The 24191-nt window shown below is 74.2% G+C and carries 20 protein-coding genes and 2 pseudogenes; 16 read left to right on the top strand and 6 right to left on the bottom strand.

The window, feature by feature from the left end; translation table 11 throughout:
* Positions 1–221: 221 nt before the first annotated feature.
* Positions 222–452, bottom strand: coding sequence for a GntR family transcriptional regulator (locus tag V6U81_RS20170; RefSeq protein ID WP_334491410.1), 231 nt, complete (start codon positions 450–452; stop codon positions 222–224).
* Between the two features lie 302 nt (positions 453–754).
* Between V6U81_RS20170 and V6U81_RS20165 the strand changes: the two genes are divergently transcribed.
* From V6U81_RS20165 to V6U81_RS20125, 9 genes and pseudogenes are all read left to right on the top strand, one after another.
* Positions 755–1057 (top strand): DivIVA domain-containing protein, encoded by a 303-nt coding sequence (locus V6U81_RS20165; RefSeq protein WP_334491409.1) that lies wholly within the window; start codon positions 755–757, stop codon positions 1055–1057.
* A 608-nt stretch (positions 1058–1665) separates the two neighbouring features.
* Positions 1666–2871, top strand: a complete 1206-nt coding sequence (locus tag V6U81_RS20160) for a substrate-binding domain-containing protein (protein WP_334491408.1) — start codon at positions 1666–1668, stop codon at positions 2869–2871.
* Positions 2872–2874: 3 nt separating this feature from the next.
* Positions 2875–3618: an ABC transporter ATP-binding protein gene (locus tag V6U81_RS20155; protein ID WP_334491407.1), complete on the top strand. Its 744-nt coding sequence runs from the start codon at positions 2875–2877 to the stop codon at positions 3616–3618.
* Positions 3615–4343 carry an ABC transporter ATP-binding protein gene (locus tag V6U81_RS20150; RefSeq protein ID WP_334491406.1) on the top strand — a complete coding sequence of 243 codons (729 nt, stop codon included), beginning with the start codon at positions 3615–3617 and terminating at the stop codon, positions 4341–4343. Before V6U81_RS20155 ends, V6U81_RS20150 begins: the two co-directional genes overlap by 4 nt.
* The gene (locus V6U81_RS20145; protein ID WP_334491405.1) at positions 4340–5230 is read left to right on the top strand and encodes a branched-chain amino acid ABC transporter permease; all 891 of its coding nucleotides are present in this window, start codon (positions 4340–4342) and stop codon (positions 5228–5230) included. Before V6U81_RS20150 ends, V6U81_RS20145 begins: the two co-directional genes overlap by 4 nt.
* Positions 5227–6345, top strand: coding sequence for a branched-chain amino acid ABC transporter permease (locus tag V6U81_RS20140; protein ID WP_334491404.1), 1119 nt, complete (start codon positions 5227–5229; stop codon positions 6343–6345). Before V6U81_RS20145 ends, V6U81_RS20140 begins: the two co-directional genes overlap by 4 nt.
* A 102-nt stretch (positions 6346–6447) precedes the next feature.
* A pseudogene (locus V6U81_RS20135) lies at positions 6448–6759 on the top strand (SDR family NAD(P)-dependent oxidoreductase); the annotation flags it as partial.
* Positions 6760–6836: 77 nt separating this feature from the next.
* Positions 6837–8960, top strand: a complete 2124-nt coding sequence (locus V6U81_RS20130) for a RecQ family ATP-dependent DNA helicase (protein WP_334491403.1) — start codon at positions 6837–6839, stop codon at positions 8958–8960.
* Between the two features lie 109 nt (positions 8961–9069).
* A complete protein-coding gene (locus V6U81_RS20125; protein WP_334491402.1) occupies positions 9070–10122 on the top strand; it encodes a hypothetical protein in 1053 nt (350 codons plus the stop codon).
* 44 nt (positions 10123–10166) lie between these two features.
* On the opposite strand, the gene V6U81_RS20120 is transcribed toward V6U81_RS20125, so the two are convergent.
* Positions 10167–10583 (bottom strand): helix-turn-helix domain-containing protein, encoded by a 417-nt coding sequence (locus V6U81_RS20120; protein WP_334491401.1) that lies wholly within the window; start codon positions 10581–10583, stop codon positions 10167–10169.
* Positions 10584–10829: 246 nt separating this feature from the next.
* On the opposite strand from V6U81_RS20120, the gene V6U81_RS20115 reads away from it, so the two are divergent.
* Positions 10830–11279 carry a hypothetical protein gene (locus V6U81_RS20115; RefSeq protein ID WP_334491400.1) on the top strand — a complete coding sequence of 150 codons (450 nt, stop codon included), beginning with the start codon at positions 10830–10832 and terminating at the stop codon, positions 11277–11279.
* 41 nt (positions 11280–11320) lie between these two features.
* Here the strand turns inward: V6U81_RS20115 and V6U81_RS20110 are convergent, their stop codons facing one another.
* Positions 11321–12487: a class I SAM-dependent methyltransferase gene (locus V6U81_RS20110; RefSeq protein ID WP_334491399.1), complete on the bottom strand. Its 1167-nt coding sequence runs from the start codon at positions 12485–12487 to the stop codon at positions 11321–11323.
* A 114-nt stretch (positions 12488–12601) separates the two neighbouring features.
* Positions 12602–14320, bottom strand: a complete 1719-nt coding sequence (locus V6U81_RS20105) for a DEAD/DEAH box helicase (RefSeq protein WP_334491398.1) — start codon at positions 14318–14320, stop codon at positions 12602–12604.
* Between the two features lie 292 nt (positions 14321–14612).
* On the opposite strand from V6U81_RS20105, the gene V6U81_RS20100 reads away from it, so the two are divergent.
* Positions 14613–15260: a ferritin-like fold-containing protein gene (locus tag V6U81_RS20100; RefSeq protein ID WP_334491397.1), complete on the top strand. Its 648-nt coding sequence runs from the start codon at positions 14613–14615 to the stop codon at positions 15258–15260.
* Between the two features lie 69 nt (positions 15261–15329).
* On the opposite strand, the gene V6U81_RS20095 is transcribed toward V6U81_RS20100, so the two are convergent.
* Together V6U81_RS20095 and V6U81_RS20090 are read right to left on the bottom strand one after the other, a co-directional pair.
* On the bottom strand, positions 15330–15557 hold the full coding sequence (locus V6U81_RS20095) for a DUF3107 domain-containing protein (protein WP_334491396.1): 228 nt from the start codon (positions 15555–15557) through the stop codon (positions 15330–15332).
* Between the two features lie 65 nt (positions 15558–15622).
* Positions 15623–16261, bottom strand: a complete 639-nt coding sequence (locus V6U81_RS20090; protein WP_334491395.1) for a TetR/AcrR family transcriptional regulator — start codon at positions 16259–16261, stop codon at positions 15623–15625.
* Between the two features lie 2055 nt (positions 16262–18316).
* On the opposite strand from V6U81_RS20090, the pseudogene V6U81_RS20085 reads away from it, so the two are divergent.
* The 5 genes and pseudogenes from V6U81_RS20085 to moeZ all read left to right on the top strand — a co-directional run.
* Positions 18317–19978 (top strand): annotated as a pseudogene (locus V6U81_RS20085) (hypothetical protein); the annotation flags it as partial.
* A 46-nt stretch (positions 19979–20024) separates the two neighbouring features.
* Positions 20025–20999 carry an alpha/beta fold hydrolase gene (locus tag V6U81_RS20080; protein WP_334491394.1) on the top strand — a complete coding sequence of 325 codons (975 nt, stop codon included), beginning with the start codon at positions 20025–20027 and terminating at the stop codon, positions 20997–20999.
* A 5-nt stretch (positions 21000–21004) separates the two neighbouring features.
* Complete coding sequence (locus V6U81_RS20075; RefSeq protein WP_334491393.1) at positions 21005–21895, top strand: DUF3152 domain-containing protein; 891 nt, start codon at positions 21005–21007, stop codon at positions 21893–21895.
* An 83-nt stretch (positions 21896–21978) separates the two neighbouring features.
* Positions 21979–22797, top strand: a complete 819-nt coding sequence (locus V6U81_RS20070; protein WP_334491392.1) for a DUF3152 domain-containing protein — start codon at positions 21979–21981, stop codon at positions 22795–22797.
* Between the two features lie 41 nt (positions 22798–22838).
* Entirely contained in the window at positions 22839–24089 is a 1251-nt protein-coding gene (moeZ, locus tag V6U81_RS20065) for an adenylyltransferase/sulfurtransferase MoeZ (RefSeq protein WP_420884047.1), read from the top strand.
* Positions 24090–24191 lie beyond the last annotated feature (102 nt).

Below are 24191 nucleotides of genomic sequence, written 5' to 3'. Positions count from 1 at the left end.
CGCCGGCGGTTGTTGATCTTCGGCTACACAGGACGGGGCGTCCGGATCGATCCGGATGCCCCGTCGCTCGCTACGAACCTGATGACGCAGACGAATCATGAGTCGACCGCGCCCGGACGCCGTTCGTGGGTCGGTGTACCGCGCGGCGAGGGCAGCGGTGATTCGTTGGCGGCATCAAGTTCGTAGCGTCTGCGGGGCTGCCGCGCCGGGTGCCGCCCGAGCTACGGCGACGGGCGTTCGGCGACGTAGGTGCCGCGTCCCTGCCGGCCGATGATGAGCTCACGGTCGTGCAGGATGACGAGCGCCCGGTAGGCCGTGTTGTTGCTGACCCCGTAGATCTCGGCGAGCTGGCTGGTTGACGGCAGCTTGTCTCCGGGCTTGAACTCACCGCTTCTGATCTTGGCGACGATGTCGTCCACGATGCGGCGAAACTCGGGCTGTGCGGTGGGCATGAAGAGGCTCCGGTTGGTTCGGCACCTCCGATCATGCCGGACCTGCGCCAGCATCTGCAATAAGTGAGCTCGTTGGCGCGGAGAGATGGACTCACGCTAGTAAGTGGCGTAAGTTGCTGAGTGTCCGGCTCCGGTTGGTTCGGCAAACCTCGGGGGCGGACACCAAGGTTGGCTCCGGGGTCGTACCGCCGATGTGGGCTGCGGTCGTGGGGCCGGGCGGTCCGGTCCGCGTCCCCTATCGGCGGACTGGGCCGCCCTCCACGGCCGGCTTCGGCCGACGGCAGTGACCCGGAAGGGGGCTCATGCGCACCGTGTTCTTCCTGTTCCGCCGCGCCGCCCGGCGGTGCCCTGAGCGCCCGCCGAACGCCGGCTGGTACCGCTCGGAGTCGTGCCGGCCCTTGACCGCCGGGCAGATCCGGGATCGGCGGTTCAACCAGGTGAAGCGCGGGCTCGACCCGGTGGAGGTGCACGCCTTCCTGTACCGGGTCGCCGGCGAGCTGGCGCTGACCCGACGCGAGCTGGCGGTGACCGCCGAGGAGAACCTGCGGATCAAGCGGGCGCTGCGCGCGTGGCAGTCCCGGTTCGCCCCGGGCGCGCGACGGTGAGCCGGCAGCGGTTCGTCGTCCACCTGCCGGTGGTAGCCACCGACCTGCCAGCGGCGCTGCGGTTCGCCCGAGCGATCACCCGATCGTTGGCCTTCCTGGCTGATGTGGATCGCGCGGGCGCCACGGTTTCGGCGGAGGACGCGCAGGCCGTACGCCACTGGGTGTTCTGTGACCGGAGGCTCGACGCCGGCCGCCGATGCTCTCAGCCGGCCGATCACGACGGGCCGTGTGGACCGGCCAAGCATCGGTAGGCGGAAGACCCTCTATCAGCACCCCGCAGTACGTGTTGACCGGCACCGCCACGGTGGTGCCGGACGCCGAACAACCAGCTGACCCCGACGTACGGGCAGGACGTCCCGCACCTCTCACCAACCGCCGCAAGGGCGGGCGAGCGAACCGGCGGCGATGGCGCGACGAGACACAGCATCCGCTCCCGCGATGGGGGCGATGGCCATCGCGGCACCGACCCACACCCCGGCCCGCCCGGGCGTTGTTACGGCCGGCCACCCCACCCTTAGCACTTGTGTGGCGTCGCCACATAGCCCGTGGGTGACGTCACTTCTAGCGTGAGCCGACAACACAGCATCCTGTCCTCACCTGGAGTCGCGATGACGGTCCGGCACACCCGGCGGGCGTTCCTCTCCGCCGCCACGATGATGGCCGCGGCGCTCGCCGCCACGGCCTGCGGCAGCCCGCAGGACACCGCCTCCGGAGGCGGTGACAGCTCCGCCCCGGTCAAGGTCGGCCTGGTCTACTCCCAGTCCGGTCCCCTGGCCAGCTACGGCAAGCAGTACATCGAGGGGTTCAAGGCCGGCCTCGACTACGCCACCAAGGGCACCGGCAAGGTCGGTGACCGGACGGTCGAGCTGACCGAGGTCGACGACGCGGGCGACCCGGCCAAGGCGGTCTCCGCCGCCAAGGACCTGATCGGCAAGGGCACGAAGATCATCGCCGGGTCGACGGCCTCCGGCGTCGCGCTCCAGGTCGCGCCGATCGCGGCGCAGAACAAGGCGCTCTTCATCTCCGGCCCGGCCGCCACCGACGCGGTCACCGGCGCCAACAAGTACACGTTCCGCTCGGGCCGGCAGTCCTACCAGGACGTGGTGACCGCCAAGTCGTTCATCGGCGACCCGACCGGCAAGAAGGTCGTGGTCTTCGCCCAGGACGGCGCCTTCGGCGACGCCAACGAGGCCGCGGTCAAGAAGGTGATCGGCGGAGCCGGCGCCACCGTGAGCAGCGTCCGCGCCCCGGCCAGCGCCTCCGAGTTCACCCCGTTCGCCAGCCAGATCAAGGCCGCCAAGCCGGATCTGCTCTTCGTCGCCTGGGCCGGCACCACCGCCCCGGCCATGTGGCAGACCCTCGACCAGCAGGGCGTGCTCTCCTCCACCACCGTCGTCACCGGCCTGGACATCCGGGCCTCCTGGCCGACCTTCGGCGCCGCCGGCAGCAAGATCTCCTTCCTGTCGCACTACTTCGACGGGGCCAGCGACACCGAGGTCGCCAAGGCGGCCAAGGCGAAGATCCCCGGCGGGACGCTCGACCTGTTCCACCCGGACGGCTTCGCCGCCGCCCAGATGGTGGTCCGGGCGGTGCAGGAGGGCGGCGACGACGTCGACAAGATGATCAAGGCGCTCGAGGGCTGGTCGTTCGACGGGATCAAGGGCCCGATGACGATCCGCGCCGAGGACCACGCCCTGCTCCAGCCGATGTACCAGGCCAAGCTCTCCGGCAGCGGGACCACCTTCACCGCGGCCGCGCAGAAGAGCCTGACCGGCGACGAGACCGCGCCGCCGGTCACCCAGATGAAGGGCTGATCCGTGCTCGCCACCCGCGGTCTGACCTGGCGGATCGGTGAGGTCGCCATCGTCGACAGCGTCTACCTCGACCTGGCACCCGGGGAGTTCCTCGGCGTGATCGGGCCGAACGGCGCCGGCAAGACCTCCCTGTTCAACCTGATCACCGGTCTGCGCCGGCCCACCGAGGGCCGGATCCAGCTGGACGGGGCGGACATCACCGCCCTCCCGCCGCACCGGCGGGCCCGCCTCGGGCTGGGACGCACCTTCCAGGCGTCCTCGGTCTTCGGCTCGCTCACCGTCCGGGAGAACGTTCGGTTGGCCGTACAGGCGCACCGGGGTGGCTCGATGAAGCTGTGGCGGCGGGCGGCGGCCGACCGGGAGGTGGCCGCCGCCGCCGACGCGGCGCTCGACCGGGTCGGCCTGCACCACCGGGGTACGGCGCTCGCCGGCACCCTCGCCCACGGCGAGAAGCGGAAGCTGGAGATCGCCCTGCTGCTCGCCGGGGAGCCCCGGGTGATGCTGCTGGACGAGCCGATGGCCGGGGTCAGCGCCGAGGACGTGCCCGAGCTGGTCAGCGTCATCAAGTCGCTGACCGGCGACAGCGGCCGGTCGGTGCTGATGGTGGAGCACCACATGGACGTGATCCTGGAGCTGGCCGACCGGATCGCCGTGATGCACCACGGCGCGCTGCTGGCCTGCGACACCCCGGACACGGTGATGGCCAACGCCACCGTGCAGGAGGCGTACCTGGGAGAGGCGCTATGAGTGAACCCGTCCTCGCGGTCGAGGACCTGTCGGTGCGGATCGCCGGGCTGCACATCCTCCAGGGGGTGTCGTTCACGGTCGCGCCGACCGGGGTGACCGTGCTGCTCGGCCGCAACGGCGTCGGCAAGACCACCACGCTGCGCGCGATCGTCGGGCTGACCCCCCGCAACGGCGAGGTGCGCGGCGCGATCCGGATGGGCGCGCAGAGCCTGCTCGCCCGCCCCACCCACCGGCTGGTCCGCGGTGGGCTCGGCTACGTGCCGGAGGACCGCTGCGTCTTCGCCGGCCTCACCGTCGCCGAGAACCTCCGGCTCGCCGAACGGCGGGGCACCACCCCGGCGTACGACAAGGTGTTCGCGCTCTTCCCGGAGCTGGACCGGCGCGGACGGCAACGGGCCGGCTCGCTCTCCGGCGGGCAGCAGCAGATGCTCGCGATCGGCCGGGTGCTGCTCAACGACAACCGGCTGCTGCTGGTCGACGAGCCGACCAAGGGGTTGGCGCCGAAGGTGGTGACCGAGGTGGCCGAGGTGCTCGAACGGGTGGCCGAGTCCGTGCCGGTGCTGCTGGTCGAGCAGAACCTGGCCGTGGTCCGGCGGCTCGCCAACGACGCGGTGGTGCTCGCCGCGGGCCGAGTGGCGTGGGCCGGTGACGCCCGGGAGTTGCTGCTGGAGACCGCGCTGACCAAGTCGCTGCTCGGCGTCGGCGCCTCGGAGGTGCACTCATGAGCACGGTGATCCTGCTGACCCTGACCGGGCTGGGCCTGGCCGCGCTCTACTTCCTGGTGGCCTCCGGGCTCTCCCTGGTCTTCGGCCTCGCCGACGTGCTCAACTTCGCGCACGGGCTCTTCCTCGGCGTCGGCGCGTACGCGACCTGGTGGGCGGTCGGGAACCTGCCCGGCGCCGGCGCGGACGGCTTCGGCTTCGTGCTGGCAGTCGCCTTCGGAGTGCTCGCCGGTGCGCTGGTGGCGGTGCTGGTGGAACTGGTGCTGATCCGGCCGCTGTACAGCCGCACGATCGAGCAGGTGCTGGTCACCGTCGGTCTGTCGCTGGCCGGGGTGGCGCTGCTCCAGGCCACCTGGGGCGCCGACGCACGGCCGTTCCCCCGTCCGGAATGGACCCGGGACACCACGACGGTCCTCGGCGCGAACGTGCCCAACGGCGGGCTGCTGCTGATCGTCGCCGCCGTGGTGGTGCTCGCCGCGCTGCTCGCCTTCCTCCGCTGGACCCGCTACGGCCTGGTCATCCGGGCCGGGGTGGAGAACCGGGAGATGGTCACCGCGCTCGGCATCGACGTGCGCAAGGCGTTCACCCTGGTCTTCGCGATCGGCGGGGCCGCCGCCGCGCTGGCCGGCGCGCTCGGCAGCACCTTCTACGGCACCGTCTCGCCCGGCCAGGGCGGCTCACTGCTGATCTTCGCGTTCATCGTGGTGGTGATCGGCGGGATGGGCTCGGTGGTCGGGTCCGCGTACGCGGCCGTCGCGGTGGGGCTGCTGCAACAGTTCGTCAACTACTACGGCACGTCCGGGCTGGGCGACATCTGCGTGGTCGGGCTGCTCGCCGTGGTACTCCTGCTGCGCCCGCAGGGCTTCGCCGGGAAGGTGGCAACCGCATGACCGACGTCAGGAGTCCCGAGGTTCCGGCGCCGCCGGCGGCGGTGCCCGACGAGCTGACGCCGGGGCACTCGCGCTGGCACGGGGTGCGCCCCTGGCTGCCGCTGGTGGCGCTGGCGGTGGCGGCGGTGCTGCCGTACTCGACGGTGAACCTGCCGGGCATCTTCGAGGGGCCGCTGAACTCGCCGGGCACCCTGCAACTGCTCGCCATCTGCCTGGTCTTCGGCGGGCTGGCTGCCGGGTACGACCTGCTCTTCGGTCGGACCGGGATGCTCTCCTTCGGCCACGCGCTCTACTTCGCCGCCGGGGTGTACGGCACCGACGTGCTGGTCACCCGGGCCGGCCTGCCGCTGTGGCAGGCCGCGCTGCTCACCGTCACCGGCGCGACGATCCTGGCCGCGCTGCTCGGCGCGATCGCGCTGCGCACCGTCGGGATCGCCTTCGCCATGGTCACGCTCGCCTTCGCGCAGGTCGCCGCGATCCTGGTGACCCGGGACTTCTGGGGCTTCACCGGTGGCGAGGAGGGGCTGCCGCTGGACGTCTCCGGGCTGCCGTCGGCCCTGGTCGGGGTGACGAACACGGTGAACCTGTACTGGCTGGCGCTGGCGTACCTGGCGCTGGTGGTCCTGGTGGTGCACCGGGTCTCCGGCTCGCCGACCGGGCGGGTGCTGGCCGGGCTGCGCGACGACGAGCGGCGGATCGGGGTGCTCGGGCTCGACCCGTACCGGTTCAAGCTGGTGGCGTTCACCCTGGCCGGCGGCCTGGCCGCGGCCGGCGGGGTGGTCTACTGCCTGATCGTCGGCGGCGCCTCGCCGCACGTCACCACCTCTGAGCTGACCCTGTCCCTGCTGGTCATGGTGGTGCTGGGTGGCCCGGGCACCCGCTGGGGTCCGGTGCTCGGCGGCATCCTCTACATGTACCTGGACCACCGCCTCACCGCGTTCGGCAGCTCCGACGCGGTGAACGCCCTCCCGGCAGTCCTCAGCCACCCGCTGAGCCAGCCGCTCTTCGTCCTGGGCACGGTGTTCATCCTGGCCGTCTACTTCTTCCCCGGCGGCCTGGCCAGCCTCACCTCCCGCCTCGCCCCCCTCCGCGCCGCCCTCCGCCCCCGCCGCTGAACCCCCACCCGCCGTTGATCATGAGGTTTGCGGCGCGACACGCCGGCCGGGCCGCCGCTAACCTCATGATCGACGGGGATCCGGGGTGCAGGGGAGGCGGTTGTGGGAGAGCGGTTGGCCGTGGTGAGCGGCGGGGGGACGGGGATCGGGGCGGCTGTCGCGCGGGTGCTGGCCCTCGACGGGTACGACGTGATCGTCGTGGGGCGGCGGGAGTCGGTGCTGGCGGCCGCGGCGGGGCGGATCTCGACGGAATGCGGGCGGGCGGACGCGGTGACCGCGGTCGCCGCCGATCTGACCGATCCGGAGCAGGTCGGGCGGGTCGTCGAAGCCGTCGGGGACCGGGCGGTCGACGTGCTGGTGAACAACGCCGGCGGCTACCTCGGCGGCGACACCGGCAGCCTGGCCGGCGTCGCGGCGCACCCGATCTTCCGCTTCCCCGCCGCTCGCCCATGATCGACGGGGCTGTCCGGCCATGCTGGTAGAAATGCCGGATGAGTCAGGATCGGGCGGCGGTACGGGAGCGGGCCGAGGCGGTGCTGCGCCGGTTGGCCGGCGAGCACGCTCGGCTGCGTGAGGACCAGTGGCGGGCGATCGAGGCGCTGGTGGTCGACCGGCGCCGGGTGCTCTGCGTGCAACGCACCGGTTGGGGCAAGTCGGCGGTCTACTTCGTCGCCACCGCGCTGCTGCGGGAGCGCCCCGACGCCGCAGGCCCCACGGTGATCGTCTCGCCGCTGCTGGCGCTGATGCGCAACCAGGTCGAGTCGGCCGTCCGAGCCGGCATCCGGGCCCGCACCATCAACTCCGCCAACCTCGACGAGTGGGACGAGATCACCGCCGAGATCCACGCCGGCGCGGTCGACGTCCTGCTGATCAGCCCGGAACGGCTCAACAACCCCGACTTCCGGGACACCGTCCTGCCGAAGCTGGCCGCGACCACCGGGCTGCTCGTGGTGGACGAGGCGCACTGCGTCTCCGACTGGGGGCACGACTTCCGGCCGGACTACCGCAGGCTGCGCACCTTCCTCGCCGACCTCCCCGAGCGCACCCCGGTGCTGGCCACCACGGCCACCGCCAATGCCCGGGTCACCCAGGACGTCGCCGAGCAGCTCGGCGACGCCCTCGTGCTGCGCGGCACGCTGGACCGCGAGTCGCTGCGGCTGGGCGTGATCGACCTGCCCAGCCCCGCGCACCGGCTCGGCTGGCTCGCCGACCACCTCGACCAGCTCCCCGGCTCCGGGATCATCTACACGTTGACCGTCGCGGCGGCGGGGGAGACGGCCGAGTTCCTCCGCGCGCGGGGTTGGTCGGTCGCCTCGTACACGGGTCAGGCCGACGACGCCGACCGCCGCGCCGCCGAGCAGGACCTGCTCGACAACAAGATCAAGGCGTTGGTCGCCACCAGCGCGCTGGGCATGGGCTTCGACAAGCCCGACCTCGGCTTCGTGGTGCACCTCGGCGCGCCGCCCTCGCCGATCGCCTACTACCAGCAGGTCGGCCGCGCCGGCCGGGCCGTCGCGCACGCCGAGGTGCTGCTGCTGCCCGGCGTGGAGGACGCGGCCATCTGGCGGTACTTCGCCTCGCTCGCCTTCCCGCCCGAGGAGCAGGTCCGCGCGGTGCTGGCCGCCCTGCGCCCCGACCGGCCGCTCTCCACCCAGGCGCTGGAACCCCTCGTCGACCTGCGCCGGGCCCGGCTGGAGCTGATGCTCAAGGTGCTCGACGTGGACGGGGCGGTCCGCCGGGTCCGCGGGGGCTGGCTCGCCACCGGGGAGCCCTGGGTCTACGACGAGGCCCGGTTGCGCCGCGTCGCCGAGGCGCGCACCGCCGAGCAGCAGGCCATGCGGGAGTACGCGACCACAGCGGACTGCCGGCTGCGCTACCTGCGCGAGTGCCTGGACGACGTCGGGGCGGCCGACTGCGGTCGCTGCGACCGGTGCGCCGGCCCGCTCTTCACCGCCGAGGTCTCGGCCGCCGCGCTCGGTGCCGCGCAGACCTTCCTCGGCCGCCCCGGCGTGGAGATCGCGCCGAAGAAGCTCTGGCCGACCGGGCTGGAGGCTGTGGGCGTACCCCTGAAGGGGCGGATTCCCCCGGGCGAGCAGTCGCTGTCCGGGCGGGCCGTGGGCCGGCTGTCGGACCTCGGCTGGGGCGGGCGGCTGCGCGGCCTGGTCGGGCCGGAGGCGGCCGACGCCCCGGTCCCCGACGACGTGGCCGCGGCCGTGGTCGAGGTGCTGAAGGCCTGGGCGCGCGGCGACGACCCGTGGCCGCGCCGCCCAGCCGGTGTGGTCGCGATCGGGTCGCGCACCCACCCGGCGCTGGTCGGTTCGCTCGCCGAGCGGATCGCCACGGTCGGCCGGCTGCCGCTGCTCGGCCGGGTGGTCCGCACCGGCCCGTCCCGGGCCGGCGGGCCGCGCGGCAACAGCGCCCAGCGGGTACGCGCACTGCACGACGCCTTCGCCGTCCCCGACGAGCTGGCCGCCGCCCTGACCGGCCTGGACGGTCCGGTGCTCCTCGTCGACGACCTGGTCGACTCGGGCTGGACGATGACCATGGTGGCCCGGCTGCTGCGCCGGGCCGGCGCGCCGGACGTGCTGCCGCTCGCCCTCGCCGTGGCCGGCTGACCGGGACCGGCCACCACCGGAAAAGTTCCCGGCCCGGGCCGATTGGGACCGTCGCCACGGTCACCGACCGTGGTCCGTGCCGTCACCGACCCGCCGGTACCGTGGGGCCATGGCCGACCAGCGACCCGGGACGGGGCCCGAGCAGCCGACCGACCGGCCGGTGACCGCCGACCCGGCCGCGCCCGCCGACCTGGCGGCGGACGTGCCGCCGGTCGCCGGCGACGGCTCCGGCACCGGTGGCCCGATCCCGGCCGGTGCCGATCGGAGCACCCTGCGGCTGGCGCTCACCGTCGGCGGGCTGGTGCTCGCCGTCCTGCTCGGCTTCGGCCTCGGCCGGGCCAACCCCCGGCCGGGCGCTCCCGTGGCCGTCCCCGCCGGTGCGACCGCCGGCGGGGAGCACGCGCACGCCCCCGGCACCGGCGCGCACGACGACGGCGGCGCCGACCCGGCGGGGACCGACGGGGCCGGCGGGCTCTCGGTCACCTCGGCCGGTTACACCCTCACCCCGTCGGCCGGGGAGTTCACCGCCGGCCGGCCCGGGGAGTTCCGGTTCCAGATCCGCGACGACCGGCGGCGACCGGCGACCCGCTTCGCGGTCGTGCACGACAAGCCGATGCACCTGATCGTGGTACGCCGCGACCTCACCGGCTACCAGCACCTGCACCCGACGATGGCGCCCGACGGCACCTGGTCCGTACCGCTGACCCTGCCGCAGCCGGGCGTCTGGCGGGCGTACGCCGACTTCGTCGCCCTCGTCGACGACGGCGCGCAGACCCCGGCCACCCTCGGGGTGGACCTGGTCGCGCCCGGCGGCTACCACCCGCGGCCGCTGCCGGCGCCGGCCAACAGCGCCACCGTCGATGGCTTCACCGTCGGCTGGCAGGGCACCCCGCGGGTCGGCGTGGCGGCACCGCTGCGCTTCCAGGTCCGCGCCGGTGCCGCGCCGGCCGAGCTGGAGCGCTACCTCGGCGCGTACGGCCACCTGGTCGCGCTCCGCGAGGGCGACCTGGCCTACCTGCACGTGCACCCGGAACCCGCGCCAGCCGGCGACACGGTGACCTTCTGGGCGACCGTGCCCGGACCGGGTCGTTACCGGATGTTCCTGGACTTCCAGGTGGCGGGCGAGGTGCGGACCGCCGAGTTCACCCTCGACGTGCCGTGAGCTGAGGCGGTCGGCCGCTCAACCGGCCCGGCACACCCGGCCGCTCAACCGGCCCGGCGCACCGGGCGGCGGGCCAGGTAGCGGAGCAGGTCGCGGATGTGGTGCTTCTCCTCGGCCGGCACGCTCGGGTCGGCGAGCCGGTCCAGGATGACCCGCACGTCCGCCTCCACCGGGGCGTCGTCGGCGCGCCGGCGCGGGGCCGGGCCGGCGTCGGGCAGACCGAGCGCCCGGAACGCCGCCGCCACCGGCAGGTCGAGCGCGGCGCAGAACCCGCGCACCTTGGCCAGCTCCGGGTAGTCCTGCCAGTCGCCGGCGAGCCAGCGGAAGACGGTGGACCGGCCGACCCCGGTGTGCGCCGCGAGGTCGCTCACGGTCCACCCCCGCTCGTCACGGGCGTCGTCGATGGCGCGTCGCACGAAGCGCGCGAAGGCCATCTGTGGTGAAACGTCTGCGGAGCCCATGCGTGCGGGATGGTCCCTTTCTTGAACCGGGCGCGGTGTCGGTCGCGCCCTTCGAGGGTAGTACGACAGTCCGTAGAAGCAATTGACCGATCGACCCGAACGTCCCGTCGGCGGGACCCGCGGCGGGAAGGCCGGCGGAGCGGTCGTGGCCAGCGACGATTGCCGCCCGTCAACTAAGCTCGACAGACCCACCGCAACCTGGCCCCGGGCCGCCCGGTGCGTCCCGCGACATCGATGAGGAGCAGCATGGCCGACCTCGTCCGTCCGGTGCCGCACCGCCCGGGTGCGGTCAGTCTCTTCTTCGTGGCCAAGGCCGGCGTGTTCGCCCTGGCCTGCTGGATCTGGCTGCTGGTGCTGGTGCTGACCGGCGAGGAGGCCACCGGGGCGCATGTCCTGGCCGCCGCCGGGGCGGTCACCACCACCCTGGTCGCCGTGGTGCTCGGCATCCGGCTGGCCCTTCAGCGCAGCGCGGCCGTCCGGCACGCCGAGCTCAAGCGGCTGCTGGTGGACATCTCCTGGAACGCCTTCACCGCCGCGGGCAACGCCGACACGCAGGGCAAGGTGGTGCCGTTCCCGACCCAGCCGGCCGAGGACGACAAGCCGTCGTACCGCGGGCACGGCGACCGGGTGTCGGTCTTCGAGCGGGGCGTCCAGGGTGAGCGGCCGGGCGGGCGCAACGGCGACCGCCGTCGCTGACCGGCCGGGACCCCGGCAGCCGACGTCGTCGCGGCGGGCCGTCAGTGCCCGACCGCGCCCTCCCGCTCGTCCGTCAGCAGGGTCGCCAGCCGGGGCGTGACCTGCCACTGCGTCACCAGCTCGCGGTACTCGGCCCGCTGCCCCCCGGTGGGGGCGGTGCCGGTCCGCCGGGCCCGGATCAGTAGGTTGCGCGGCGTGTGTCGGGAGTCGACGAACTCCACCACCTCGGCCCGGTAGCCGTGCAGCCGCAGCAGCCCGGCGCGCAGCGCGTCGGTGAGCACGTCGGCGAAGCGTTCCCGCAGGATGCCCTGCCGGGTCAGCAACTCGTACGGGGCGGGCGCCGGCCGGGCCCGCAGCTGGGTGGCCAGGTCGTGGTGGCAGCAGGGGGCGGCCAGCACCCAGCGGGCCTCCCAGCGCACCGCCCGGGCCAGCGCCTCGTCGGTGGCGGTGTCGCAGGCGTGCAACGCCAGCACCAGGTCCGGGGCGGGCTCCACCACCGCGTCGGCGATGGTGCCGGCCACGAACGAGACGGCGTCGCCCCAGCCGAGCCGTTCGGCCAGCTCCGTGTTGCGCCGCCGCTGGTCCTCGCGGACGTCCACCCCGACCAGCGTGACGTCGAGGCCCCGCTGGGAGAGGTAGCGGTACGCGGCGAAGGTCAGGTACGCGTTGCCGCAGCCCAGGTCGACCACGCGCAGCGGGCCGGTCAGGTCCTCGGGCAGGGTCGCGGCCAGCGCGCGGAGGAAGGCGTCGACCTGGCGGCGCTTGGCGGCCGACCCGCCGATCTCGGCGAAGATGGGGTCGCCCGGATCGAGCAGGTACTCCTTGGCGCGGTCGTGCCCGCCGGGCTCGGCGGCCGGCCGGACCGCCGCGGCCCGGTGCACCTGCGCCTCCCCGGACTTGGTCACCCGCAGCTGGAGGGTCCCGTCGGCCGTCTCCACGTGCCAGTTGCCGAACGGCTCGGCCAGCAGCGCGTCGACCGCCGCGTCGGCCTCCGCGCCCGGCGCCACGTTCCGGGTGTACGGCCGCGCGCCGTCGGAGGTGGCGATCTGCAGCCGGGGGCCGGCCTTGAGGGCGACCGGGCGCAGCTCGGCGCGGACCACCGAGGGGCGTTGCCCACGGCGGCGGCCGGCGGCGACCGCGCGGGTCAGCGCGGGATCGAGCAGCAGCGCCCGCACCTCGGCCAGGGCGGCGTCCAACGGTTCCGGCATCGCTCCATCATCCTCGTCGAGGGCCCGGACCACCGGTCGGGCCGGCCCTGGGTGGGAAAGGGAACATCCCCCGTACCGCGTGGGCGGTACGGGGGATGTCCGGTGTTCCGCTGGTCAGTCGGCGATCGCCTCGGCCGGCGTGTCGGCGCCGGAAGCGCCACCACGGCGGCGCCGGCGGCGGCGCGGCTTGGCCGACGCCTCGCCCTCGGCGGCCGATGCGGCCGGCTCGGTGCTCCCGGCGTCGCCGCCGGTGGTCACCGCGGTCGTCTCGCCCGCGGCCGCCTCGCCGGCCCGGCGGCGACGCCGGCGGCGCGGAGTACGCGGACCCTCCTCGCCCTCGGCGACGGCGACGGGCGCCTCGGCGTCCGGCGTGCCGGCGTCGGAGCGGCCGCCACGGCGGCTCTCGCCCCGCCCGCTGCTCTCGCCCCGCCCACGGCTCTCGCCGCGACCGTGGCCCTCGCCCCGGCCGTCACCGCGCCGGGAGCCCCGGCCGCCGGTCTCACCACGTCGCGGCCGGCCGCCCAGGTCCTCCTCGACCTCGGCGGCGAGCCCGGCGCGGGTCCGCTCGGCGGTCGGCAGGGTGCCGGTGATCTCGGTGGAGATGTCGAGGTCGGTGTAGAGGTGCGGCGAGGTGTGGTACGTCTCCGGCGGCTCCGGCATGTCCAGGCCGAGCGTCTTGTCGATGATCCGCCAGCGGGGCATGTCGTCCCAGTCGACGAAGGTCACCGCGACGCCGGTCGCCCCCGCCCGGCCGGTGCGGCCGATCCGGTGGGTGTAGGTGTCCTGGTCCTCGGGGCAGTCGTAGTTGATGACGTGGGTGACGCCACTCACGTCGATGCCCCGGGCCGCCACGTCGGTGGCGACCAGAGTGTCGATCTTCCCGGCCCGGAACGCACGCAGCGCCCGCTCGCGGGCGCCCTGGCCCAGGTCGCCGTGGACGGCGGCGACCGCGAAGCCGCGGAAGTCGAGGTCCTCGGCGACCCGGTCGGCGGCCCGCTTCGTCCGGGTGAAGATCATGGTCAGCCCGCGACCCTCGGCCTGCAGGATCCGGGCCACGATCTCGATCTTGTTCATCGAGTGGGTGCGGTAGGCCAGCTGCTGGGTCTGCGGCGACGGGCCGGTGTCGGCGGTGTGCCCGGCGTGGATCGTCATCGGACGGCGCAGGAAGCGCCGGGAGAGCGTGACGATCGGGTCCGGCATGGTGGCCGAGAAGAGCATCGTCTGCCGGTCCTCCGGCAGCATCGCCAGGATCTTCTCGACGTCGTCGAGGAAGCCCAGGTCGAGCATCCGGTCGGCCTCGTCGAGGACCAGCGCGCGCACCCGGTCGAGCCGCAGGTGCTTCTGCTTCTGCAGGTCCATCAGCCGGCCAGGTGTGCCGACCAGGATCTCCACGCCCTTGCGCAGCGCGTCGATCTGCGGTTCGTACGCCACGCCGCCGTAGATCGGCAGCACCCGGACGCCCCGGGTGCGGCCCGCGGCGGCCAGGTCCTTGGCGACCTGGATGCCCAGCTCGCGGGTGGGGACGACGACCAGGGCCTGCGGCACGCCGTCGCTGCCCTCGCCGGGCGCGAAGACCCGCTCCAGCAGCGGTACGCCGAAGCCGAGGGTCTTGCCGGTGCCGGTCGGCGCCTGGCCGATCATGTCGGTGCCGCGCAGCGCGATCGGGATCGCGTACTCCTGGATCGCGAAGGCGCGGGTGATGCCCGCCGCGGCCAGGGCCTCGACGGTCTCGGGCCGCGCGCCGAGCGCGGCGAAGGTGGGGGCCTCCGGACGGACCGGGGCGGTGGGGGCCAGTTCGTGGCCACCCAGCTCTTCGAGAATTTGTTCGCTCATCTGGATCTGGGGGTGCCCTCTCGTGGTGCGCCCCGTCTTGTCCTCAGGGCGCGTTCGGTTTGGCGCGGGCCACGCGGTCGGCGGCGGAAAACGCCGAGCCGGACCGGGCCGCACGCGCGCCGCAGGCAGGACTTCGATCAGATCGGCGCCCGCGGCAACTGCTCCATCCTACCCGAGCGGGTCCCCGGTCGTCCCGGAGCGCGGTGAGCGCCTCTTCGCCGGGGGTGACAAGTGTGATCTGCGTCACCCCAGCGGGTCGGAAAGGGGACGTCCCGGGCGGTACCCTGCGCTCGTGTCCGCCCCGACAAGCCCCGCCGCCGTCGTCGACCTGCTCGGCTTGGTGGCCTACGGCGAGCTGCTGGCCTTCGACCGGCTGGCCGCTGACGCCCGGCTCGCCCCCGACCTGCGCCGACGGGCCGCACTGAGCGAGATGGCCGGCGCCGAGATCGGCAACTACCGGCGGCTCGCCGACTGGCTCACCGCACTCGGCGCCACCCCCGACGACGTGATGGCGCCGTACGTCGGGCCGTTGCGGGCGTACCACGACTCGACCGAGCCGCGGGACTGGCTGGAGGCGGTGACCAAGGCGTACGTCGGGGACGGGATCACCGACGACTTCCTGGGCGAGATCGCCGACCGGCTGGAGGAGCCGTACCGGGGACTGGTGCGCGACGTCCTGCACGAGTCCCGGTACGCCGAATTCGCGGCGACCGAGATCCGCGCGGCAATCGAGATCGACCCGCGGGTGGCGAACCGGCTCTCCATGTGGGCCCGCCGGCTCGTCGGCGAGGCGCTCTCCCAGGCGGGGCGGGTCGCCGCCGCCGACCGCGGAGCGCTCACCGCGCTCATCGCGCGGGACGGGACGGACGTGCCGGCGCTGTTCCGGAGGCTCACCGCCAACCACACCGCCCGGATGACCGCCGTCGGTCTCAACAACTGACGGCGACGGGCGCGGACCGGGCCAGGCCCGGCCCGCGGCGACTCGCGCCGCCGCGGGGGCCGGACCGGGTCAGCGGACGGTGAAACCGACCGCCCGCGGGGACGCCTCGGCGATCTCGACGTAGGCGACCTTGCTGACCGGCACGATGATCCGTCGGCCCTTCTCGTCGGTGAGGGAGAGCGTTCCCTCCTCCTTGGCGAAGGCGTCGGTCACGATCTGCTCGATCTCGGCCGGCGACTGCGCGCTCTCCAGAACCAGCTCGCGCGGCGCGTACTGCACGCCGATCTTGACCTCCACTGTGCCTCCTCAGGTGGGCGAAAGAGCCGCCGTTGGGAAGGCTATCCGATCTCGGGGCCGGATGTTCAGGCTGACTCACCTTGCAGCGGGAAGCTGGCGATCCCACGCCACGACAGCGCCGCGACCAGCGCCTCCGCCTCCGCCTTGGGCACCTGGCGACCGCCGGCCAGCCAGAACTGGGCGGCGGTCTCGGCCGCACCGACCAGGCCGGAGGCGAGCAGCTCGGCGTGCGCCCGGCTGATGCCCGTGTCCGAGATGATGGTGTCGGTGATCGCCGCGATGGAGCCCTGCTCGACCCGCTCGACGCGCTGCCGCACCGCCGGGTCGTTGCGCAGGTCCGACTCGAAGACGAGACGGAACGCCTCGCTCTCGTGGTCGACGAAGTCGAAGTAGGCGCGGACCGCGGCCCCGACCCGCTCCTTGTTGTCGTTGGTACCGCGCATCGCCTCGTGCACCTTGGCGACCATGGCGTCGCAGTGCGTGTCCAGCAGGGCCAGATAGAGCTCCATCTTGCCCGGAAAGTGCTGGTAGAGCACCGGCTTGGAGACCCCCGCCCGCTCGGCGATGTCGTCCATCGCGGCGGCGTGGTAGCCCTGCGCGACGAACACCTCCTGAGCCGCCGCGAGCAGCTGCTTACGGCGCGCCGAGCGGGGCAGCCTGGTGGGCCGGCCGGCGGTCTGCGCACCGTTCCCCACAGCGGTCATGGGAACCTCCGAGTTCTTCGTACGAGCCGGCACTTTTACCCCGTACCGGTCAGGGCAATGACCCCGGCCCGGAATTGGCCCGCCGCCGTAACTTATCGCCACTGTCACCACACGGTAGCCTCAGCGAGGGCGACCAAGGAGCGCGCGGTGAGTGAAACAGGGCAACCCGGTGCCGCCACCCCGGGAGAGCACGGCGACGGGACGGGTCAGCACGACGACCTGGCCCGCTCCGTCACTGGGTGGGCACCGCCGGCGACCGGGTGGTCCGGCGGGACGGACGCCCCCACCTACCGGGAGCCCGCAGCCCCGTGGCGCCAGCCCGATCCGCACTCCGGCTGGGGCGCCTCCTCGCCCCGGCACGGCGACCTGCCGGCGCCGCTCGCCGACCCGACGGCCGACGATCTCGCGCCCCGCAACGGGCGGCCCCGGCTCAACGGCGTCGGCCACCCCGAGGACGAGCTCGCGGCCCGACCGTCGCCGGTCAGCGCCCCGCCCGCCGACCAGCCCCGGTTCGGCGCCGAGGCCCGCCGCGACTCCGACGGCGACCGGCTGGTCGTGCCGGCGCAGCGGCCGGTCCCCCCGGTCGAGCAGCAGACGGAGCCCGACCCCACCGCCCGGCATGCCTCCGACGAGCCGCCCGGTGTCCGGGTGAGCCCGTGGGCCGAGGGGATGTTCCCCTCGTCGGCCCCGCCGGCCGTGCAGGTGCCCCCGGTGGGCACGGCAGCCTCCGGCTTCGAGGTGCCCCCCGGCTTCCACGCCCCCCTCAACGAGCCCGCCCCCGAGAACGACCACGCCGCGCAGAACGGTCGTGCCGCCCCGAACGACCGCGCACCGCAGAACGGCCGCGCGGCGCCGAACGGCCACGCCCCGCATGACGACCGCGCCCCGCATGACGAACGCGCCCCGCATGACGAACGCGCTCCGCAGAACGAACGCGCTCCGCAGAACGAACGCGCTCCGCAGAACGAACGCGTCGCGCCGAACGGCCGCGCCGGGCGGGGCGAGCGCGCCGACGCCGAGCCTTCGACGGCCGCCGAGCCGCCCCGCTGGGCGGACCGGTTCGGCGCCGAGCCGTCGGACCCGGTGGAATCGGACCGGCGCGTCGCCGAGCCCGACGCCGACCGCCGGCCGGTGCTGCCCGCCGACGAACCGGACTGGTCGGGCCCGAGCTGGAACCGGCCGAGCTGGGGTGGGAGCTGGGCACCGCCCTGGTCGCGGGAGGAGAAGCCGGGCGGTCGCCGGGCCCGGGCGGATCGGGCGGCCGACTGGGCCGCGGAACCGAGCCGGCCGTACGAGCCGATGCGCCCGGAGCAGGCCCAACCGTACGAGCCGGTCCGGGCCGAGCCGGCCCGCCCGTACGAGCCGGTGCGCTCCGAGACCGGTCGTCCGTACGAGGTCACCCGCTCAGAGTCGGAGCCCCGCGTGGCGTCCGGGCCGGCGGCCCGACCGGCTGTCGCCGAGACGGAGGCGTCGCCCCTCGATCGGTCGACCCTGGATCACCCGGCCGCCGAGCGGCCCCGCGCCGACCCGCCTGCCGCGGATGCCCCCGGCGTCGATCGGGCCGGTGTCGACCGCCCCGGTGTCGATCGGGCGGGTGTTGACCGCCCTGGCCTCGATCGTGCGGGACTCGATCGTGCGGGACTCGATCGTGCGGGTCCCGACAGGGCGGGCCTCGACAGGGCGACGATCGACCGTCCGGGCCTCGACCGGCCCTCCTTCGAGCGACCCTCCTTCGAGCGGCCCTCACTGGACCGGCCCTCGCTGGACCGGCCCTCACTGGATCGTCCGGTCGTCGACCGGCCCGGCCTCGATCGGCCCTCCCCGGACCGATCGGCGACCGACCGCTCCTCACCCGGCCGACCGGCCCTCGACCGGCCGGTGGGCGATCGGCCCGGCCTCGACCGGCCCGTCGTCGAGCCCCCCGCGTGGCCCGGCGGGCCCACGGTGTCCCCGCCCAGCAGCGCACCGCCCGCACCGGCGGCGGAGACCGGCCCGGACCGCGGCCCGGTCGTCGACCGGGCTGAACAGCCCTTCCGGCTCCGTTCGCTGCCGGGCGAGGCCGTCGCCCCGCGAGGACGTCCGGACCATTCGCCGACCCTCGCCGGCCCCGGCAACCCGCCGACCCTTGCCGGCTCCGGTAATCCGCCGACCCGCACCGGCTCCGGTAATCCGCCGACCCTCGCCGGTTCCGGCGCCGCGCCCCTTCCCGCCATGAGCGGGCCGCGTCGCCTCGACCGCACGTCGTCCGCGCCCGCCCCGACGGGTGCACCCTCCTACGCGGCCCGCCGGTCCGCCCCAGATCCGGAGCCCACGCCCGAGCCGGTCTCGGACGACCTGAGGCCGGATGGCGGCGCGGCGGTGCTGCCGCAGCGCGTCCCCGCCGAACCGGACGTGCCCGTCGTGCCGGAGCCGCCTGCCGTGGAGCCACCCGCCGAAACCCCGGAACTCGCCCGCATCGCCACCCATCTGCGCCGGGACGACGAGCCCGCCCCACTGCGGGAACGCCCCGAGGGCTTCGACGTCAACGCCATCCTCGACGCCGTCCGGGAGGTGGCCGGCGTGCGGGACGCCGCGCTGCGTCGTACCCCGGCCGGCGCCCACAGCCTGCGGCTCGACCTCTCCGACGGCGCCGACCCGGCCGAGGTCAGCCGAATGGTGGCCCGCCTGCTCCAGGAGCGGATGGGGCTGGCCGCGGCTCCGCAGAACCTGCCCGGATCGCCGGCCGCCCCGGCGCCGCCGATGCGCCGCCGGCCGACAGAGGCCCGGGCGACGGAGAGCCGCCCGACGGAGAGCCGCCCGACGGAGAGCCGCCCGACGGAGAACCGCCCGACGGAGAGCCGCCCGGCCGAGAGCAGGGCCGCCGGGGGTGCCGGGGCCACTGAGACGCGCGACGCGGACGCCCGCTCCCGTTCCCGTTCCCGGGATGCGGATCCCCGGTCCGCCGCTCCGCCGGCCGCCACCGGGGAGCGCGAGCCCCGGGCCGGCGCGGGCGCCGTCCGGCCGGCCGGCGCGGGCGCCGTCCGGCCGGTCGACCCGGTCGTGCGCGCGGAACGTCCCGCCGAGACGAGGCTTCCCGCTGCGGTGGCCGACCCCGACCGGGGGGAGCAGCCAGCCGAGATGGTGGCCGGTGTCCCGCGCCGACGCCGACAGATCTCCCCGCACCGGGGCCGGGCCAGTGTGGAGGAGGTGACGGCGTACTCCGCGCCGCCGGCCGCCGGCAGCCCGGCCACGGCCGGCACGTCGTACTCCGGTGGTCAGATGACCACGACGGAGACCGCGCCCTCCCGCCCGCTGGACACCGGCGGCGTGCCGGGGCCCCGGGTGGTGATCGACCACGTGCAGGTGAGCACGTTCGGCCTGGACGCCACCGTCGAGGTACGACTGCTTGCCGATGGTGAGGTCGCCGCCGGGCACTCCACCGGCCCGGCCGTGGACGGGTACGTCCTGCGGCTCTGCGCGGTGGCCGCCGCGGCTGCGGTCGACCAGCTGTTGCGCGGCTCCGAGCGCACCGCCGACCGGGGGCGCTGCTTCGTCGAGCACACCGCGGTGGTGCCGTTCGGCAACTGCGAGGTGGCGACGGTGGTGGTGTTGCTGGTCTGCGACGGTTGGGTGGAGCAGCTGGCCGGTTCCGCCCTGGTCGCCGGCGACCCGAGGCAGGCGGTGGTCCGGGCGACACTGGCCGCGGTGAACCGGCGGCTCGAGGCGCTGCTGGCGTGACCGGCGTTGCGGTGTCGCACTGGGCACGAGCGGGAAAACTAGAGAGATGAAGCGCGCCGCCCTCTGGCCCGACCACCTTCTGCCCCCACACGACATCCCGCCGCCGTGGCCCGGCCGAGCGGTGCGGCTCGACGGCACGATCACCTACGTCCGGGACACCCCCGCCACCGGGCCGGACGCCGAACCCGCCCTCTACGTGCATGGGCTGGGGGGATCGTCGCAGAACTGGACCGACCTGGCCGGGCTGCTCGCCGACCGGCTGGACGGCCAGGCCATCGACCTGCCCGGCTTCGGGCGCAGCGAGCCGGGACCGAGCTACACGATCCCCGCCTTCGCCGAGCGGGTGATCCGGTGGATCGAGCATTCTGGGCGTGGCCCGGTGCACCTGTTCGGCAACTCGCTGGGTGGGGCGATCTCGGTGCAGGTCGCGGGGCTGCGGCCCGACCTGGTGCGGACCCTGACCCTGATCTCTCCGGCGCTGCCGTTCCTGGCCTTCCACCGCTCGGTGCAGGGGCGGATGCTGCCGCTGCTGGCCATCCCGCGCGGGGAGCGGCTGGCCGCCTGGCGGCTGGCCCAACTGGCCCCCGAGGTGATGGCCCAGCAGGCGATGGAGGCGTGCGTCGCGGACCTGAGCCGGATCAGTGAGCAGCGCCGACAGGAGGCGCTGGAGGAGATCCGGATCCGCTACGAGGCCACCCACTACGCCGCCGCGTACGTCCGTACGTTCCGCGGCCTGGTCTCCAGCTTCCTGCGGTCGTACCTGCCGGGGCCGGGCTCGATGTGGCGGATCGCCGCGTCCATCCAGGCGCCCACACTGGTGGTGGGAGGGATGAAGGACCGGCTGGTGGACGTGCGGGTGGCGCCGCAGACCGCACGGGTGATCCCGGACAGTCGGCTGCTGATGCTGCGGGACGTCGGCCACGTGGCGCAGATGGAGGTGCCCCGCACGGTGGCCCGGGCGGTGGTGGGACTCCTCGCCGAAACGGGGGACGCCGCGGCGCACCGCGGCATGGCAGGCTGAGCGGGATGCCCAGCAACTTCCCCTACGGTGACCTGCCGAGACAGTCGCACCGCGCTCGACCGCGCCGCTCGTCCGCCGGCCGGTGGCGACCGGCCCTGTTACTGGCCGCGCTGCTGGTGGCCGGGTCCGCCGGGGTCGCGGCGACCGTCGAGTGGCCGTCGGCCGGCGCGGGTCTGCTCGCCGCCGAGCCGAGCGCGACGGCCGGTACCCCGTCGCCGTCGCCGACCGATGGCCCGGTCCCGAACCCGACGGTGACGCCGAGCCCGGCCGCGTCGAGCGCGGCGCCGGTGCTCCAGCTGGCCGGCGCGGTGCCGGCCGCGGGGAGCGGCACCTTCGGGTACGACGACCGGGCGGGTGCGGTCCTCGGCCGCTCCGGTGCGGTGCGGGGGTACCGGGTGGCGGTCGAGAACGGGTCCGGCGAGGACGTGCGGGCCTTCTCCGACCAGGTGCAGCAGGCGCTGACCGGGCCGGGGAGCTGGGTGGACAGCGGCAAGCTGCGGTTGCGCCGGGTGCCGGGCGGCAGTCCGGCGGAGTTCACCGTCTTCCTGGCCACGCCGCGTACGGCGGGCCGGATGTGCCTGGCCGGTGGCGTCGACATCCGGGTCGGTGGGCGGCCGTACACCTCCTGCCGGGCGCCCGGGAAGGTGATCATCAACCTGGACCGCTGGCGAACCTCCGTGCCGCACTTCGTCTCGGCGGGGGTGCCGCTCTCGCTGTACCGCCTGTACGTGGTGAACCACGAGGTCGGTCATCAGCTCGGGCACCACCACGAGGCCTGCCCGGGCGCCGGACGCCCCGCGCCGGTGATGCAGCAGCAGTCGCTCTTCCTCGGCGGCTGCACCGCGAACCCGTGGCCGTACGTGGCGGGGAAGCGATACAGCGGTCCGCCGGTCTGAACCCTTGCGCGTCATGTGAAACATCTTCGCGGAGCTTGCGACAATAGCGGCGGTATGCCCGAATAGTCTGGCATGCTGGCCGGGTGGATCCCTTCGCCTCGACCGCCGCCGACGACGACCGGCCCGAGTCGACCGGTGCGAGCCGGCGGCCCGGCCTGGTCCGGATGCGGCGACGCCGACGGCGGGCCCTGCTGCTCGGTCTTCTCCTGCTCGGGGCGACGGCCGGCGGGGTCGCCCTCGTGCACCGTGGGGATCCGGGCGTCCCGCCCGCGCCGATCGCGCAACGGATGGCCGACGACATCGGTGCCGGCGACCAGGCACCGGCGTACCCGAGCAGCGGCCCCGGCCTCTTCGCCGCCGCCGACGGGCGGTCGTCGATCCAGGGCGTCGACGGTCCGCTGCGCCGCTACCGGGTCCTGGTCGAGCAGGGCACCGGCCAGGACGTCGACGCCTTCGCCGCCACCGTCGACGACGCCCTCGGCGACCGGCGCAGCTGGATCGCGTCGGGGGAACTGCGGATGCAGCGGGTCTCCGAGCCGGCCGCCGCCGACTTCACCATCTACCTCGCCACCCCGGCCACCTCCGAGCGGATGTGCGCCGACGGTGGGCTGAGCACCGACGGGTACACCTCCTGCCGGCTGCCCGGCCAGGTGATCGTCAACCTGGCCCGGTGGATGGAGGGGGTGCCCGACTACGGGGCGCCGATCGAGACGTACCGGTCGTACGTGATCAACCACGAGGTCGGCCACGAGCTCGGCGAGGAGCACCAGGCCTGCCCCGGTCCGGGGCAGCCGGCGCCGGTGATGCAGCAGCAGACGTACGGCCTGGACGGTTGCGTCGCCAACGCCTGGCCGTACGTGGGCGGTGACCGGTACGAGGGGGGCCTCGTTCCCGGCATCTGAGTTATTCCCGCTCCCGCATGTCGGACGACGTGTCCCTGCTCATGGCCGACCGGCCACCGGCCGAGCGACAATGGCGCGGTTCGCCACCAGCCGATCCCGGGGAGTCCACCGTGTCGCTGCCCCCGCTCGTCGAGCCCGCCGCCGAGCTGACCGTTGACGAGATCCGCCGCTACTCACGCCACCTGATCATCCCGGACGTCGGGGTCGAGGGGCAGAAGCGGCTGAAGAACGCCCGGGTGCTCTGCGTGGGCGCCGGCGGCCTCGGATCGCCGGCCCTGATGTACCTCGCCGCCGCCGGGGTCGGGACGCTCGGCATCATCGACTTCGACACCGTCGACGAGTCGAACCTCCAGCGGCAGATCATCCACGGGGTCTCCGACATCGGGCGCGCCAAGGCCGAGTCGGCCGCCGCCTCGATCCGCGAGATCAATCCGCTGGTCAACGTGGAGATCCACAACACCGCGCTGGACCGGGACAACGTCCGGGAGATCTTCGCCCAGTACGACCTGATCGTCGACGGCACCGACAACTTCGCCACCCGCTACATGGTCAACGACGCGGCGGTGCTGCTCGGCAAGCCGTACGTCTGGGGTTCGATCTACCGCTTCGACGGTCAGGCGTCGGTCTTCTGGGCCGAGCACGGCCCCTGCTACCGCTGCCTCTACCCGGAGCCGCCGCCGCCCGGCATGGTCCCCTCCTGCGCCGAGGGCGGCGTGCTCGGCGTGCTCTGCGCGTCGATCGGGTCGATCCAGGTCAACGAGGCGATCAAGCTGCTCACCGGCATCGGCGAGCCGCTGGTCGGCCGGCTGATGGTCTACGACGCCCTCGAGATGGAGTACCGCAAGATCAAGGTCCGCAAGGACCCGAACTGCGTGCTCTGCGGGGAGAACCCGACCGTCACCGATCTGCTGGAGGACTACGAGGACTTCTGCGGCGCGGTCTCCGAGGAGGCCCAGGAGGCGGTGGTCGACGCGACCATCACCGCGCTGGAGCTCCAGGAGTGGCAGGACGCCGGCAAGGACATCTTCCTCGTCGACGTCCGCGAGCCGGCCGAGTACGAGATTGTCCGGATCCCCGGCGCCACCCTGATCCCCAAGGGCGAGATCATCTCCGGCGAGGCGCTGTCGAAGCTCCCCCAGGACAAGCAGATCGTGCTGCACTGCAAGTCCGGCGTCCGCTCCGCCGAGGCGCTCGCCGCGCTCAAGGCGGCCGGGTTCCGCGACGCGGTGCACGTCCAGGGCGGGGTGCTCTCCTGGATCAAGCAGATCGACCCGTCGCTGCCCGCGTACTGACCGATCGTCGAAGGGGCCCTCCCGGTGCCGGGAGGGCCCCTTCGCGTTCAGATCACCCGGTAGCCGCCCGGCCACCTCCGGCGGGGCCATTCCCCGGAGGCG

This window comes from Micromonospora lacuserhaii, from assembly GCF_036902735.1.
Classification (GTDB): Bacteria; Actinomycetota; Actinomycetes; order Mycobacteriales; family Micromonosporaceae; genus Micromonospora.
This window is presented reverse-complemented; position numbering and strand designations above follow the sequence as displayed.